Annotated in this window: 12 protein-coding genes and 1 riboswitch; of the genes, 4 read left to right on the top strand and 8 right to left on the bottom strand. The window is 67.4% G+C overall.

Annotation, left to right across the window (positions count from 1 at the left end; all coding sequences use genetic code 11):
* The 5 genes from ACFWYW_RS49145 to ACFWYW_RS49125 form a co-directional block, all read right to left on the bottom strand.
* Positions 1-2456 (bottom strand): ATP-dependent Clp protease ATP-binding subunit (locus ACFWYW_RS49145; RefSeq protein ID WP_379641312.1); only part of this gene is annotated, 2456 nt, incomplete at its 3' end.
* 615 nt (positions 2457-3071) lie between these two features.
* The gene (locus ACFWYW_RS49140) at positions 3072-3404 is read right to left on the bottom strand and encodes an Lsr2 family protein (protein WP_184971356.1); all 333 of its coding nucleotides are present in this window, start codon (positions 3402-3404) and stop codon (positions 3072-3074) included.
* A 493-nt stretch (positions 3405-3897) separates the two neighbouring features.
* Entirely contained in the window at positions 3898-4407 is a 510-nt protein-coding gene (locus tag ACFWYW_RS49135) for an RDD family protein (protein WP_379611932.1), read from the bottom strand.
* A gap of 113 nt (positions 4408-4520) precedes the next feature.
* The gene (locus ACFWYW_RS49130) at positions 4521-5756 is read right to left on the bottom strand and encodes an RDD family protein (RefSeq protein WP_379611933.1); all 1236 of its coding nucleotides are present in this window, start codon (positions 5754-5756) and stop codon (positions 4521-4523) included.
* An 85-nt stretch (positions 5757-5841) separates the two neighbouring features.
* Positions 5842-6411, bottom strand: a complete 570-nt coding sequence (locus ACFWYW_RS49125; protein ID WP_379611934.1) for an amino-acid N-acetyltransferase — start codon at positions 6409-6411, stop codon at positions 5842-5844.
* A 337-nt stretch (positions 6412-6748) separates the two neighbouring features.
* A riboswitch (cyclic di-AMP (ydaO/yuaA leader) is annotated at positions 6749-6897 on the top strand.
* A 5-nt stretch (positions 6898-6902) separates the two neighbouring features.
* Here ACFWYW_RS49125 and ACFWYW_RS49120 point away from each other — a divergent pair.
* Positions 6903-7946, top strand: coding sequence for an NlpC/P60 family protein (locus tag ACFWYW_RS49120; RefSeq protein ID WP_379611935.1), 1044 nt, complete (start codon positions 6903-6905; stop codon positions 7944-7946).
* A gap of 85 nt (positions 7947-8031) precedes the next feature.
* Here the strand turns inward: ACFWYW_RS49120 and ACFWYW_RS49115 are convergent, their stop codons facing one another.
* Entirely contained in the window at positions 8032-8244 is a 213-nt protein-coding gene (locus ACFWYW_RS49115; protein WP_157251897.1) for a LuxR C-terminal-related transcriptional regulator, read from the bottom strand.
* A 351-nt stretch (positions 8245-8595) separates the two neighbouring features.
* Between ACFWYW_RS49115 and ACFWYW_RS49110 the strand changes: the two genes are divergently transcribed.
* Positions 8596-9639, top strand: coding sequence for a cytochrome P450 (locus tag ACFWYW_RS49110; RefSeq protein ID WP_379611936.1), 1044 nt, complete (start codon positions 8596-8598; stop codon positions 9637-9639).
* Here the strand turns inward: ACFWYW_RS49110 and ACFWYW_RS49105 are convergent.
* A complete protein-coding gene (locus ACFWYW_RS49105; protein ID WP_379611937.1) occupies positions 9621-10019 on the bottom strand; it encodes a winged helix-turn-helix transcriptional regulator in 399 nt (132 codons plus the stop codon). The genes ACFWYW_RS49110 and ACFWYW_RS49105 overlap by 19 nt on opposite strands.
* Before the next feature lie 76 nt (positions 10020-10095).
* Here ACFWYW_RS49105 and ACFWYW_RS49100 point away from each other — a divergent pair, with 76 nt between their 5' ends.
* Positions 10096-11028 (top strand): NADP-dependent oxidoreductase, encoded by a 933-nt coding sequence (locus ACFWYW_RS49100; RefSeq protein ID WP_379611939.1) that lies wholly within the window; start codon positions 10096-10098, stop codon positions 11026-11028.
* Between the two features lie 4 nt (positions 11029-11032).
* Here the strand turns inward: ACFWYW_RS49100 and lysX are convergent, their stop codons facing one another.
* Positions 11033-12514, bottom strand: a complete 1482-nt coding sequence (lysX, locus tag ACFWYW_RS49095) for a bifunctional lysylphosphatidylglycerol synthetase/lysine--tRNA ligase LysX (RefSeq protein ID WP_379611940.1) — start codon at positions 12512-12514, stop codon at positions 11033-11035.
* Positions 12515-12633: 119 nt separating this feature from the next.
* Here lysX and ACFWYW_RS49090 point away from each other — a divergent pair, with 119 nt between their 5' ends.
* Positions 12634-13110: a hypothetical protein gene (locus tag ACFWYW_RS49090; protein WP_379611941.1), complete on the top strand. Its 477-nt coding sequence runs from the start codon at positions 12634-12636 to the stop codon at positions 13108-13110.
* Position 13111 lies beyond the last annotated feature (1 nt).

Here is a 13111-nt window from a genome sequence, read left to right as displayed (position 1 = left end):
GTGGGCGCCGTCTCGCCGGTGAAGACGAACTTGGCGTTGTCGCCTTCGCCCTCGATCGTCACCTTGATGACCTGGCCCGCGCGCAGCTCGCCGTAGAGGATCTTCTCCGACAGCGAGTCCTCCAGCTCACGCTGGATGGTACGGCGCAGCGGCCGGGCCCCCATGACGGGGTCGTAGCCGCGGTCGGCCAGGAGCTGCTTGGCGTCCTGGGAGACGTCCAGCGACATGTCCCGGTCCTTCAGCCGCTCGGACACCTGGGCGAGCATCAGATCGACGATCTTGATGATCTCCTTCGGCGTGAGCTGGTGGAAGACCACGATGTCGTCGACACGGTTGAGGAACTCGGGCCGGAAGTGCTGCTTGAGCTCCTCCTGGACCTTGGACTTCATCCGGTCGTAGTTGGACTCCGCGTCGTTCGCCTTCGCGAACCCGACCCCGATGCCCTTGGAGATGTCACGGGTGCCGAGGTTGGTGGTCATGATGATGACCGTGTTCTTGAAGTCGACCACGCGGCCCTGGGCGTCGGTCAGGCGACCGTCTTCCAGGATCTGCAGCAGCGAGTTGAAGATGTCGGGATGGGCCTTCTCGATCTCGTCGAACAGGACCACGGAGAACGGCTTGCGCCGCACCTTCTCCGTCAGCTGGCCGCCCTCCTCGTACCCGACGTAGCCGGGCGGGGAGCCGAACAGCCTGGAGACGGTGTGCTTCTCCATGAACTCCGACATGTCCAGCATGATCAGCGCGTCTTCGTCGCCGAACAGGAACTCCGCCAGCGCCTTGGACAGCTCGGTCTTACCGACGCCGGACGGGCCGGCGAAGATGAACGAGCCACCGGGGCGGCGGGGGTCCTTCAGGCCGGCGCGGGTGCGCCGGATGGAGCGGGACAGACCCTTGATGGCGTCGTCCTGGCCGATGATCCGCTTGTGGAGCTCGTCCTCCATGCGGAGCAGGCGCTGCGACTCCTCCTCGGTCAGCTTGAAGATCGGGATGCCCGTCGCCGTGGCGAGGACCTCCGCGATGAGCTCTTCGGTGACCTCGGCGACGACGTCCATGTCGCCGGCCTTCCACTCCTTCTCCCGCCGCTCGCGCTTGAGCTGGAGCTGCTTCTCCTGGTCGCGGAGGGCAGCCGCCTTCTCGAAGTCCTGCGCGTCGATCGCGGACTCCTTGTCGCGGCGGACGTTGGCGATCTTCTCGTCGTACTCGCGCAGGTCCGGCGGAGCGGTCATCCGGCGGATGCGCATCCGGGAACCGGCCTCGTCGATGAGGTCGATCGCCTTGTCGGGCAGGTAGCGGTCGCTGATGTAGCGGTCGGCCAGGCGGGCCGCGGCGACCAGCGCGTCGTCGGTGATCGACACGCGGTGGTGCGCCTCGTAGCGGTCGCGCAGACCCTTGAGGATCTCGATCGTGTGGCTGAGCGACGGCTCGGCCACCTGGATCGGCTGGAAGCGGCGCTCCAGCGCGGCGTCCTTCTCGAGGTACTTGCGGTACTCGTCGAGCGTGGTGGCGCCGATGGTCTGCAGCTCACCGCGGGCCAGCATCGGCTTGAGGATGCTGGCGGCGTCGATCGCGCCCTCGGCGGCGCCCGCACCCACGAGCGTGTGCAGCTCGTCGATGAACAGGATGATGTCGCCGCGCGTGCGGATCTCCTTGAGCACCTTCTTCAGGCGCTCTTCGAAGTCACCGCGGTAGCGGGAGCCGGCGACCAGAGCGCCGAGGTCAAGCGTGTAGAGCTGCTTGTCCTTCAGCGTCTCGGGCACCTCGCCCTTGACGATCTTCTGGGAGAGCCCCTCGACGACGGCGGTCTTGCCGACGCCGGGCTCGCCGATGAGAACGGGGTTGTTCTTGGTCCTCCGGGAGAGGACCTGCATGACCCGCTCGATCTCCTTCTCACGGCCGATGACCGGATCCAGCTTGCCCTCGCGGGCGGCCTGGGTCAGGTTACGGCCAAACTGGTCGAGCACCAGGGACGTCGACGGAGCCGACTCCTGCGGTCCGCCCGCAGCCGCCGGTTCCTTGCCCTGATAGCCGTGCAGCAGCTGGATCACCTGCTGCCTGACACGGTTGAGATCGGCTCCAAGCTTGACCAGCACCTGGGCTGCCACACCCTCACCCTCGCGGATGAGACCGAGCAGGATGTGCTCGGTTCCGATGTAGTTGTGGCCCAGCTGCAAAGCCTCACGGAGCGACAGCTCGAGGACCTTCTTGGCCCGCGGGGTGAAAGGAATGTGCCCCGACGGAGCCGACTGGCCCTGGCCGATGATCTCCTCGACCTGCTGGCGCACACCCTCAAGGCTGATGCCGAGACTCTCCAGAGCCTTGGCGGCAACGCCCTCACCTTCGTGGATCAAACCAAGAAGAATGTGCTCAGTGCCGATGTAGTTGTGGTTGAGCATCCTGGCCTCTTCTTGGGCCAAGACGACAACCCGCCTCGCTCGGTCGGTGAACCTCTCGAACATCTCGTCGCTCCTCACAGAGCGGTCAGTCAGGCCGGTTTAGTCCGGTCCCGTCATCCCGCATGCTAGCCCTGGCTCGGCGAACCGTGCCCACTGCCGCTGACACGCTCTATAGCAGAGACGTTCCCCGAGAGCAGGGCGTTCACCCTCCATCCAACTACCGTTCGGGGGTGGTGTGTTCCCGATACGCCGCAAGCGAACGAGGTTTAGGACGCCCTCGGCGGAGCGTCGGGAAATTACCGCCCGCCACGCGTACGGACCGCCACGACGAGGCGCCGGACACATCCGTAAGCCGTACTTGACATCCTATGGCCTCCCGGCAAGCGGTTGGCATGCGATCAGCCAGCGACTCCGCACTGATCGGCATTCAGGAATCAAGGACGCGTAAACCGCGAGTGCATCGGCAAATCCGGCTGCGGGGAGTGAGTACTCGCACGGTACGGCGGAGCGAAATCGTCAGGAATCCCGGGTACCAAATGCGGCACAATGGGCCCCCAGGTCCACGATGCGAGACGCGCAAACCAGGACAAAGACCGCCCTAAAAAACGATCATGCGCTTATGGCAGTCGCCGGGGTTCTAGGCAACTGTCATAAGCGCATGGTCGATCGCGACAGCGGTTAGTGCGCGGCTTCGTACTTCTCCACCACGGTGGAGGCGATTCGGCCGCGCTCGCTGACGGGCAGGCCGTGAGCCTTGGCCCACTGCCTGATCTCGGAGCTCTTCTCGCGGGTCATCGCGCGCTGCCCGCCACGACCCCGACGACGCGTGGAGACGGCACCGCCGCGCCGAGCGTGCTGCACGAAAGGCGAGAGCGCATCCCTCAGCTTCTTGGCGTTAACGTCACTGAGGTCAATCTCATACGAAGCGCCGTCAATAGCGAAGCTGACCGTCTCATTGGCCTCGCCCCCATCGAGGTCATCGATGAGAATCTCCTGGATCTGCTTGGCCATCTACGCAATCCTTTCCCGGAGCATTGTTTCATTCGCCTGCCCAAACATATACCCGGAAAGGCGCTAAGACAATTCAGCGAGACACGGATTCGGCTGACTCGCGGATCAGTTGTGGTTCTCGACCCGATCCTGGCGGTTTGGCCGCCGGCCGGTGAGGGTCGCGGGACGCCTTCAGCGCACGCCAAAGTCGAAGGAACCGGTGACTCCAGCCGGTGTCACGGCGCCCGCCAATGCTTCCGTAAGGCCTTCCATTCGTCCTCGGCCCGCGCGCCGATCGGGGTTTCCACGGCGGCAGATTTCCCAGGAGCCGGCTGAACGCCTCGGGCGCGGCGCCGCGCGTGGGGGCCGTGTGGCGGACAACCGCCGACGCCCGACCATAGCGCCACGCGGATGCCACCGGTGAGACAGGTCGCCGACAAGGGGTGACCTGGGCGACTGACAGCCTAATGCCAGTCTCTCCAGGCTCCTTACCGGATCAAGGGAAATTTTTGGGCTATCCCGCCCGCCCCGGCTCGCGCAGGTCTTTGACCACCCGCGTTCCCGCCAGCCGGTCATGGGGACCGCGCAGCTGGGGACGGTCGATGAGGATGAGCATCCCCACGCCGAAGGCGACCACCGCGGCCCCCAGATCGAGCACCGGAATGCCCATCAACATGGTCGGTCCCGGATACAGCAGCGAACGTTTCAGCAGCCCATGGGAGGTGACAACGGCGCCGTCCGCAGGAACGACGCGAATCCGCATGATCGCCTGCCCGAAGGTACGGCCGCCCGCGGAATGCGACACCCAGTCGTAGACCGTATAGACAAGGCCCGCGCCGAACCAGGCGATGACCTCGGGCCAGCGACCCTCGAAGACCTCAAGCAGCCCTACAGACCGGAAGAGTGTCCACAGCCCGATGAACAGAATGTAATAGAACACGCCGAAGACCAAGGCCTCAATGAGGCGCGCGACCAGACGCTCCCACCATTCGGCGGTCACTGCGCGTTGGGCGGGCGCGGCCATAGCCTCAACCTCTCGACGGCCTTTAGATCGGCTGTCCCCTCATTCTGGTACGGCACGGCGCCACATGAAACAGGGGCCACCGGGCGGTGACCCCTGAATCCATGACCCGACCACTACTTGATCTTGACCACCACGGTACGCGCGACCTTGTCGGCGAACGTCTGCTGCAGCGGCTTGTCCCACAGCTGCGAGGCGCCGTTCAGCGCGACGAAGATGTAGCCGAGCCAGCCGAGGAACGGGATGCCCGAGATCAGGTATCCGCCCCACGTCACGCCGGCCCGCTTCATCGCGATGTCGGTGGACAGCCCGCCGTGCGGCATGGTGCCGCCGGCCGGGACGATCTTGATGCCCATGACGATCTTGCCGAGCGTCTGCCCGTTCATCTTGGTCATGATCAGCTCGTAGGCGATGTAGATCGCCCCGACCAGCACACCCGAGATGAGCCCGATGACCACTGAGCCGAAGAAGCCCGAGCTGGAACCGTCGAGCGAGCTGTAGGTCGCCAGGAACAGGCCGGCCATGATCAGCGTGATCACCCAGTAGACGATGCCGAAGAGCACACCGTCGATGATTCGGGCTACCAGCCGCTGCCACCACTCGGCCAGCGGCGCGGGCGCGCCGGGCGGCTGGACGCCCACCGGCTGACCGTAGGGCTTGCCGTAGCCGGGCTGGAAGCCCTGCTGGCCGTAGCCCTGCGGCTGCTGCTGCTGACCGTATCCGGGCTGCTGCTGGCCGTAACCCGGCTGCTGGCCGTAGCCCGGCTGGGCGTACTGCTGCCCGGACGGGGCCTGCTGGCCGTAGCCAGGCTGCTGGCCGTAACCCGGCTGCGAGCCGGGCTGCTGGCCGTACTGAGGCTGCTGCTGACCGTAGCCAGGCTGGCCGTAACCCGGCTGGGAGCCGGGCTGCTGGCCGTACTCGGGCTGCTGCTGGCCGTAGCCGGGTTGCGACTGGGCCTGCTGGCCGTAACCGGGCTGCTGGCCGTAGCCGGGCTGCTGCTGACCGTAACCCGGCTGCTGGCCGTACTCGGGCTGCTGCTGGGCCTGCTGGCCGTAGCCAGGCTGCTGGCCGTAACCCGGCTGCGAGCCGGGCTGCTGGCCGTACTGGGGCTGCTGCTGACCGTATCCCTGCTGCTGGCCGTACTGGGGCTGCTGACCGTAACCCGGCTGGGAGCCGGACTGCTGTCCGTATCCCTGCTGGCCGTAGGGGTCGCCGTCTTGGCGGTAACCCACAACGGTCACGTCCGGGTCGGGCTCGCCCTGTGCGTGGCCCGCGTTGTGCTGTCCGTATTCGGGAGTCCCGGAGTTGTCGCCGGGGTCGTCCTGTGGATACGGCGGCTGTCCGGTGCTCACCGTGTCACCTCGCTTCGAGTGTGCATGTGGCACATGTCAGGACACATGCCTTCGCTGCCCAACGTATCGACATAGGTATCTACAATCACCTTTCCCTTTGGTCGAGGTCCGAGTCAAACGACGGCAGGTGGAGCAGCATCCTGGTGTTGCCCAGGGTGTTGGGCTTGACGTGCTCCAAGTCGAGGAACTCGGCTACGCCCTCGTCATAGGAGGCGAGCAGCTCGGCGTAGACCTCGGGAGATACCGGCGTGCCCTGGATCGGGCGGAACCCATGCGCGGCGAAGAAATCTACCGCGAATGTCAGGCAGAACACCCGCCGCAGCCCGAGTTCGCGGGCCGTTCCGATCAAAGCGGTAACGATTTGGCCCCCAACTCCGAGACCGCGGGCGTCGGGATCGACGGCCACGGTGCGAATCTCGGCGAGGTCCTCCCACAACACGTGCAGGGCACCGCATCCGACGACCTGCCCGCCACGCTCAGCCACCCAGAACTCCTGGACGTCCTCGTAAAGAGTGACCGTGGCTTTTTCCAGCAGGCGCGGCCCGGCTCCGGCATAAGTGTCGACCAGGCGCCTGATCGTCCGGACATCCGGCGTGCGAGCCCGCCTCACGACGACCTCGATGTCGGGTACCGCCCGTTCGGCGACCTGTTCCATGGCACTTCAGAGTACAGACGCAATTACGGCTGCCCCCTATTTGCCCGCCTACTTCCTCAACCATCTCACCCAGTGGACGAGCATGCCCGACAACAGCCATCGCCCCCTCAACCACCAGGCGAATAGCCAGTGACGAGCAATGACTCCCTCGGTGACGCCGAACCTCACGTACGTCCCATGCACCCGCAAAGTGCGCATAAAGTCGCTCCTGTACGGCGGAGCACGTGATCCCCCCGTGACACTTCGGTTGTGAAACCTCAACAGACTTGGCAGTTCTGGTTGAGCACGAACCTGGAGTGCACTAGTGTCCAGCGTCGATGTCACCCGCGTTCTTACGCGCGGCGGCACGCCTAATCCCCTCCCCTGGGGAGCCGGGGACCCGCCAGTGGCCGCAGGCCATCCCGGGGTGAATCCGAGCCACGGCTCGGTAGGGCTGCTCCGGCCCGAACCCGTCAGCTAACCCGGTAGGCGGCCATGAGAGGAGCTGGTTGGTGAAGCGCACGCGTAACCGTGAGGGGAAGCCCGCGGGCAAGCATGCCCGCCCTCCCGAACCAGGCATCAAGAAGCGGCTGGTCGTCCTGACGGCAGCCGTAGCCGCGGTGACGTTCACCGTCACGCCTCTCGGTTCCGCCGCCGCCGATCCGAAGCCGTCGCTCAAGCAACTGTCGGAGCAGGCCGAGAAGCTCCACACGGAGATCGAGACGCTCAGCGAGCAGTTCAACGGCCAGCGTGTGAAGCTCAGGGACGCCCAGAAGGCCGTCGACGCCGCCAAGAAGACGCTGGCCTCCAGCGAGGCCGATCTCGCCGCCAAGCGCCAGCGGGCGGGCATGCTCGCCCAGAGCGAGTACATGATGGGCGGCTTCAGCCGCGCCCTCGCCTTCGCCGCCTCCGACGACCCCGAGCTCTTCCTCGACCGCGCCGCGACCAGCTTCGCGCTGGAGCAGCAGCAGGGCGAGGAGGTCAACCAGGTCACCCGCGCCAGGGAACTGGCCGAGAAGGCGCAGTCCGAGGCGAAGACCCGCATCGACAAGGTCACCGAGATCGTCGAGGACCTGGACGCCCGGCGCGACAAGATCAGCAAGCTGGTCAAGAAGGTCGAGAGCGACCTGTTCCAGCGGGCCATCGGCGAGGCCGGGCGGCCGGGCACCCGCGCGGTGCGGGTCAGCCTGCCGATCGCCGGCTCCGGCAAGGCGGCCGAGGCGGCCAGGTGGGCGCTGACGCAGCAGCTCAAGCCGTACGTGTGGGGCGCCGAGGGTCCCAGCTCCTACGACTGCTCGGGCCTGGTCATGGCGGCCTACCAGCGGGTCGGCATCTCGCTGCCGCACTACACCGGCGACCAGTGGACGGCCGGCACCCGCATCTCCCGCGAGGAGCTGCGCCCCGGTGACCTGGTGTTCTTCTACAGCGACCTGCACCACGTCGGCATCTACGTCGGCGGCGGCATGATGGTGCACGCGCCGCAGACCGGCGACGTCGTGCGCCTGGCGTCGATCTCCCGCCGCCCGTGGGCGGGCGCGGTCCGCATCGCGAACTGACCCCGCCAAAGAGACGGAACCAGGAACCCACGCCAGCCAAAACCGACCCCGCCGGGCGAACCGGCGGGGTCGAGTCTCGGTCCTGCTAGATCAGCTGGCGGCGTGCCGCCCAGGCCACCGCCTCGATGGCGGTGGCCACACCGATCCTGTCGCATATCCCTCGCAAACGGCGGCGTACCGTGCGTCCGCTGATCTCCAGCCGGCGCCCTACCCGATCGACCGTGACTCCCTTGGCCAGCTCGGCGAGCAAGGCTAAATCGGCGTGGCTCAGCTCAACGCCCTCGGTGAGCACATCCATCGGGAGCCCTCCCCCCAACAGCAGAACTCGCAGACGTATCGGACCGCGCAACGCGCTCGTCCCGCAGACGGTAAACGCATTCAGGAAAGGTCGTCAAGCTCGACAATTGCCCAGCTTGACCAGCTGTATTGACATGATCAAATCTATGTGAACTACTCGCCATATGTCGTCACACTTCGGGGCACGATGAGCGATCTCACTGATCCTTACAACGCCCCTCGGTCACCGACACTGACCCCCGCCGACGTGCTGGGATTCGATCCGTTCGATCCCGGGTTCCGGCGTGACCCGTACGGAAAGTACCGGGAGCTTCGCGAGCGTGGCGATTTATTTCATACCCGTGGCGGTTTGGTGGTAGCCACATCACACGAGCACGTCTCGGCCATGCTGCGCGACCCCCGCTTCGGCCACGGGCACGTCCCGGCGGACACCGATGACCCCGACCGGCCACAGGTGTCGTTCCTGCGTCTCGACCCGCCCGACCACACGCGGCTGCGGGCTCTGGTCAGCCGGGCGTTCACGCCCCGCATGCTCGAACGGCTGCGCCCCAGGGTCGAGGCGATCACCGCGGAGCTGATCGGCGCCATGGGCGAGGAGGCCGATCTGGTCGCCGAGTTCGCCTATCCGCTGCCGGTCCTGGTGATCACCGAGATGCTCGGCGTACCGCCCGAGGACTACGAGCGCTTCCGCGGCTGGAGCGAGACGCTCGCCCGCAGCCTCGACCCGATGCTGCCCGCGGGCCAGGCGGACACCACCGAGCGGGCAAGCCTGGAGTTCCGCGCGTACTTCCGTGAACTGCTGGCCGAGCGGCGCGTACGCCCCGGCGAGGACCTGCTCAGCGCCCTGACCCAGGTCCGGGAGCTCACCGAGTCCGAACTCCTGGCCACCTGTGTCCTGCTGCTGGTCGCCGGGCACGAGACGACCGTCAACCTGATCGCCAACGGCGTACTCAACCTGGCCGGGCACGGCATGCTCCACCGGGCGGCGGACGATCCCCAGCCGGTGGTCGAGGAGGTGCTGCGCTACGACCCGCCGGTGCAGCTCACCGCCAGGACGGCGCTGCGGGAGGCGGAGCTGGGCGGCACGGCCGTGCCCGCGGGCACGCCGGTGATGGCGCTGGTCGGCGCGGCCAACCGCGACCCCGCCGTCTTCCCCGATCCGGACCGCTTCGACCCGGGACGGTTCGACCCCGGACGGGCGCCGGAGCGGCATCTGGCCTTCGGGCTCGGGATCCACTTCTGCCTCGGGGCCACGCTGGCGCGCATGGAGGGCGAGATCGCGCTGCGGGCGCTGGCCCGTGCGGCGCCGGAGCTGAAGCTGGTCGAGGAGGCGCCGCCGTACAAGGAGAACGTGGTTCTGCGGGGGCTGGCCAGGCTTCAGGTGCGGTTGTCGTAGCGGGTTCTGGCGGCCAGGACGTCCTCGATGTGGGCCTCGGCCCATTCCTTGATCGCGGCCACGATCGGCAGGAGCGTGCGGCCCAGATCGGTGAGCTCGTAGTCGACGCGCACGGGGACCGACGGGGTGAGGGTGCGGGAGACCAGGCCGTCGCGCTCCAGGCTGCGCAGGGTCTGGGTGAGCATCTTCTGGCTGACGCCGGCGATGGTCCTGGCCAGGTCGCTGTAGCGCTGGGAGCCGCCGGCGAGCGCGGTGAGGATGAGGCTCACCCACTTGTCGCTGAGCGTGCTGAGGAGCTGGCGCGAGGGGCACTTGGCGATGTACGCGTCGTAGGCCAGGCGGGCTGCCGCGCGCCTGTCCGCGGCCGACTGGGTGGGCACGGCATTCCTCCGGGTTGCTTACGCACCTTCAGGTGCCTTCTTACCAAAAGAGAGTAAGCCTTCCTACCGTGGCCGCATGACAACGATGCGAGCGCTGGTCGGGCGCGAGGGTGAAGTAGAGATCGTCACGGTCCCGGTGCCGCAGGCCGGACCCGGGCAGGTACGCGTGAAGGTGACCGCGGCCGCCGTGCAGCCGATCGACCTGTTCACCGCCTCGGGGTCGCTGCCCGGCTACAAGCTGACCGACCCCATGGAGCGGTACGGGCTCGGGTGGGACGTGGCCGGGGTGGTCGACCAGGTGGGGCCGGGGGTCGGCGGGTTGACGGCCGGGCAGGCGGTGTTCGGGCTGTCCGACCGGCTGATGCTGCCGTACAAGGCGCAGGCCGAGTACGTGCTGCTCGACGTCTCCGAGGTCGCCGCCGCGCCCGAGGGGCTGACGCCGGAGCAGGCCGCCACGCTGCCGCTGAACACGCTGACCGCCATCCAGGCCCTCGACCTGGCCGATCTGGCTCCCGGGCAGACTCTCCTCGTGACCGGGGCCGCCGGTGCGCTGGGCGGCTACCTGGTGGAGATCGCCGCCGCGCGCGGGCTGCGGGTCGCCGGACTGGCCGGCGCCGACGACGAGAAGCTGGTGCGCGGCTTCGGGGCGGAGTGGTTCGTGCCCCGCGACGCCGACCTGGCCGCGGCCGTGCGCGCCCTGGTGCCCGGCGGGGTGGACGGCGTGGTCGACGCCGCGATCGTGGGGCTCACCGCGCTGGACTCGGTGCGGGCCGGGGGCGCGTACGTGGCGGTGGCCGCGGGGGCGGCGCCGATCCCGCTGCGCGGAATCCACGTCTCCAGCGTGTACGTACGCGCCGACGCCGGCCAGCTGGCCCAGGTGGCCCGCTGGGCGGAGGCGGGCCGGCTGACGGTACGCCTGGCCGGCACCCACCCCCTGGAGAAGGCGGCGGAGGCCTACGCCCGGCTGTCGGCAGGAGGGCAGCGCGGGCGGTTCGTCCTCACTCCGTAACGGGTCAGCCGGTGGGCTTGACCAGCGGGAACAGGATGGTCTCGCGGATGTTCCTGCCGGTGAAGGCCATGATCATCCGGTCGATGCCGACGCCCACGCCGCCGGTGGGCGGCATGGCGTACTCCAGAGCCTGGAGGAAGTCCTCGTCCAGCTGCATCGCCTCAAGGTCGCCGCCGGCGGCCAGCAGCGACTGCTCGACCAGGCGGCGGCGCTGCTCGATCGGGTCGTTCAGCTCGGAGTAGGCGGTGCCCAGCTCGGTGCCGAACCCGATGAGGTCCCACTTCTCGGTGACCAGCGGGTTGTCGCGGTGGTTGCGGGCCAGCGGCGAGGTCTCCAGCGGGTAGTCCATGACGAAGGTGGGCTGGATGAGCGTGTGCTCGACCAGCTCTTCGAAGATCTCCTGGACGAGCTTGCCCTGGCCCCACTTCGGGTCCCAGTGAATGTCCCGCTTGTCGGCATATTTCCGGACCTGCTCAAGCGAGGTCTCGGTCGTGATCTCCTCGCCCAGCGCGTCGGAGACCGAGCCGTAGAGCGTGATGCGCGGCCACTCCTTGATGCCCAGGTCAACCTCGACGCCGTCGTGCTCCACCACGGACGTGCCCAGCGCGGCCACGACGCACTTCTGGTACATGCGCTGGGTCAGGTCGGCCATGTCGTGGTAGTCGAGGTAGGTGCCGTAGGCCTCGAGCATGGTGAACTCGGGGTTGTGCGTGGAGTCCGCGCCCTCGTTGCGGAAGTTGCGGTTGATCTCGAAGACCTTCTCGATGCCGCCGACCACGAGCCGCTTGAGGTAGAGCTCGATCGCGATGCGAAGGTAGAGCTCCATGTTGTAGGCGTTGATGTGGGTCTTGAACGGCCGCGCCGTCGCCCCGCCGTGGATGGGCTGGAGCATCGGGGTCTCGACCTCGAGGTAGCCCTCCTCGTGCCAGAAGTCGCGCGCGGCACGGACGGTGGCGCTGCGCAGGTGGGCCATCCTGCGGGCCTCGTCGTTGACGATGAGGTCGACGTAGCGCTGGCGGACGCGGGCCTCGGGGTCGGTGAGGCCGAGGTGCTTCTCGGGCAGCGGGCGCAGGCACTTGGCGGTGATCTGCCAGGAGTCGGCCAGGATCGACAGCTCGCCGCGGCGCGAGGTGATGACCTCGCCCTCGACGCCGACGTGGTCACCGAGGTCGACGTCGCTCTTCCAGGCGGCCAGCGACTCCTCGCCGACCTTGTCGAGCGAGACCATGACCTGCAGGTCGCCGGAGCCGTCGCGCAGGGTGGCGAAGCACAGCTTGCCGCCGACGCGGTTGAGCATGACCCGGCCGGCGATCGCGACCCTGTCTCCCGTGGCGGTGTCCGGCTCCAGGCCCTGGTATTTCTCCCTGACCTCGGCGTTGGTCGCCGTACGGGGGAAGTTGACCGGGAAGGGCTCGACGCCCTCGCTGCGGAGGCGGTCGAGCTTCTCCCTCCGGATGCGCATCTGCTCGGGAAGTTCGTCGCTCACAAGAACAAAGGGTAGGGGATATGGCGAACTGCAAGGGCTCGTCGGCTCCCTGCAGGGGCGCTGCAAGAACTCTCCGTTACCAATGGAGCACAGCACCTCCGGGTTCCAGGAGAGAGACCATGATAAAGAAGATCGCGATCGGCGCCCTCGCCGTTGCCGCCACCTCCGCCCTCGCCCTCAGCCTGCCGACCGCCGCCTCCGCCAGCACGTCGAGCTACGACTACAGCTCGTACTGGGGACCCGTCTACTCCAAGCACTACCAGGCCAAGTCGCACGGCTGGGTCGGCGTCGAGTGGGACGAGCACCAGGAGTCCAACACCGTCTCCGTGAAGGGCCGGCTCTACGACCTCGACTCCCGCACCTACAAGCAGGGTGGCAAGTGCGCGTACGTGAAGTTCCAGGCCAGCGACTTCGACTACGACTGGTCCACGGTCTACACGAAGAAGTACTGCGGCTACCCCGGCTACAAGAAGTACGCCTTCTCCGAGGAGGACGTCTTCAGCCTGCGCGTCAAGGTCTGCCAGATCGGCCCGCACAGCAGCCACCCGACCAAGTGCGGCTCGTGGAAGTACCTGTACACGGCCGAGTCCGAGTAAC

Source organism: Nonomuraea sp. NPDC059023 (genome assembly GCF_042740095.1).
Lineage (GTDB): Bacteria > Actinomycetota > Actinomycetes > Streptosporangiales > Streptosporangiaceae > Nonomuraea.
The sequence above is the reverse complement of the archived record's forward strand: the minus strand, read 5'-3'. Positions and strand labels throughout refer to the sequence as shown.

Bases quoted from the DNA above. Each gene is read 5' to 3' on its own strand.
- ACFWYW_RS49140 (WP_184971356.1), bottom strand. From the start codon at position 3,404: ATGGCCAAGCAGATCCAGGAGATTCTCATCGATGACCTCGATGGGGGC.
- ACFWYW_RS49135 (WP_379611932.1), bottom strand. From the start codon at position 4,407: ATGGCCGCGCCCGCCCAACGCGCAGTGACCGCCGAATGGTGGGAGCGT.
- ACFWYW_RS49125 (WP_379611934.1), bottom strand. From the start codon at position 6,411: ATGGAACAGGTCGCCGAACGGGCGGTACCCGACATCGAGGTCGTCGTG.
- ACFWYW_RS49115 (WP_157251897.1), bottom strand. From the start codon at position 8,244: ATGGATGTGCTCACCGAGGGCGTTGAGCTGAGCCACGCCGATTTAGCC.
- ACFWYW_RS49100 (WP_379611939.1), top strand. From the start codon at position 10,096: ATGACAACGATGCGAGCGCTGGTCGGGCGCGAGGGTGAAGTAGAGATC.
- ACFWYW_RS49090 (WP_379611941.1), top strand. From the start codon at position 12,634: ATGATAAAGAAGATCGCGATCGGCGCCCTCGCCGTTGCCGCCACCTCC.